The sequence below is a fragment of the Burkholderia sp. E168m23 genome (assembly GCF_016586125.1).
Lineage (GTDB): Bacteria > Pseudomonadota > Gammaproteobacteria > Burkholderiales > Burkholderiaceae > Burkholderia > Burkholderia orbicola.
Genome location: NZ_BCPP01001158.1, coordinates 1 through 1,905 on the forward strand (window position 1 = coordinate 1; position 1,905 = coordinate 1,905).

At 67.9% G+C, this 1,905-nt stretch carries 1 protein-coding gene; it reads right to left on the reverse strand.

What is annotated here, in order from left to right:
- The coding region (locus JMF90_RS35185) for a YadA family autotransporter adhesin (protein WP_268906093.1) at positions 1 to 1,794 on the reverse strand (1,794 nt) is incomplete at its 3' end.
- Positions 1,795 to 1,905: the final 111 nt, after the last annotated feature.

Sequence of the window (1,905 nt, forward strand, 5' to 3'; positions counted from 1 at the left end):
ACGAAGACCAGTCGACGTGGAAGTCGACAGCGACGTGATCGAGCTATTGGCCGACGACAGACCCGTCGAAGCCGACGTGGAAAGCGAGGTAACCGAGCTATTGGTCGAGCTCAGGCCCGTGGACAGCGAACCGATGGAACTCGTAGCCGACGAAAGACCAGTCGACGTGGAAGTCGACAGCGACGAAATCGAGCTGTTAGCCGACGACAGCCCCGTCGACGCCGACGTCGACAGGCTCGTGATGCTCGACGTCGTCGTGCTCGCAACCGAATAGAGCTGGCTGCCGTTGATCGCGTCGGTGCTGGTGGCCGTGACGAGGCCCGCCGCGACGTTCTGGATACGGCGTTCCGAGCCCGACTGCCCGACGCTGACGACACCGCCCGCCGAATTGGAGCCGGCGAAGTTGCCGAATGTCTGACCGCCGATCGTGGCGTTGCTGACGGTGGTGGTGCCGCCGGACGTCGCCGTTGCCGCACTGGTCGTCAGCGCGTTGTAGCCGAGGGCGACCGAGTTTGCGACGCTTGCGGTCGAATTCGAACCGAGTGCCGTGCCATAGCTTCCAGACGCCACGGCCGCCGCGCCGACCGCGACCGCGCCGGCGCTGCCGCTGGCCGTCGAGCCGTTACCGAGCGCGAGTGCGTCCGTGCCGGTAGCCAGCGACTTGGCGGCGAAGCTGCCGACGTTACCGAGCGCGATCGCGCCGGTACCGTTCGCGGTCGCGGCGTTGCCGATGGCGATCGCGCCGTTGGTGCCCGTTGCCGACGCCGAGCTGCCGATTGCGACGGCGCTGTTGGTTGCCGTGCTGCTGTTGCCGAGCGCGACGGAACCCGTGCCGCTCGCCGAGTTGCTGTTGCCAAGCGCGATGGCGCCGGAACCGTTCGACGTGTCGTTTGCGCCGATTGCCAGCGCGCCCGTGCCGGTGGCGCTGTTCGGATCGCCGATCGCAACGGCGCCGTCGCCGGTCGCGACCTGGCCTCGGCCGATCGCGACCGCGCCGCCGGCGGCCGTGGCGCCGTTCGCGGTGGTACCGGACGAGCCGATCGCCACGTTCCGGCCCGTTGCGCCGGAGACGACGCCGTCGCCTTGCGCGATGCCGTACGCACCATTGACGGTCGCACCGCGACCGACTGCGATTCCCGACGTGGCGGTCGACGCGACGGACGATTGCCCGCCGATCGCGATACCGTCCGAGGCGGCCGATTGAGCGCCCTTCGTTGCGTTGCTGCCGATGGCGATCGAACCCGCACCCGAGGCGAGCGTCGAGTTGGCCTGCGACAGCGGCGTCGTACCGTCGCCGCCCGCGCCGCCGATCGCGACCGAGTTCAGCGCGCTGGCCGTCGAACCGAAGCCGAGGGCGGTTGCGGCGGCGCCGCTGGCGGTGGTTTCGAGACCGGCCGCGACACCCCAGAGGCCGGCCGACGATTGCATACCGGTGGCGACGGCGCCGTTGCCGGTCGCCTGCGCGAACGAGCCGTATACCGTGACACCGGTCCAGCCATTGCCGTTGGAGTTACACCCGGCTACGACCGAATACGTTCCGGAGCCATCGCCAGCCTGGTTTTGCGTGCCACCCGGGTTGACGCGGCCGACCGCGCCGTTGCTGCCCGTGAAGCAGGTCTGCTGTGTGTTGAGCGTGTTGGCCTCGGCCAAGCCGGGCAGACTGATCGCCAAGGCCGCGACTGCTGCCACCACGACGGCCGACTTGTTCGGCTTGCCCCGTGCCGAATCGTGTTCCGATGCCGCGACCCAGGCGCCAAGAGCTTCGTTCCAGATCGAGCGGTATGTGCGGTTCATGTCCTGCTACCTCCAAATGTGCACGCCACACACCGGTCTCTTTTGTTAGAGGATTACTCCGTGCGCTCGCGCGAATCTCAAAATTGATGGGCGGAGTTTATTGGAGGTGGA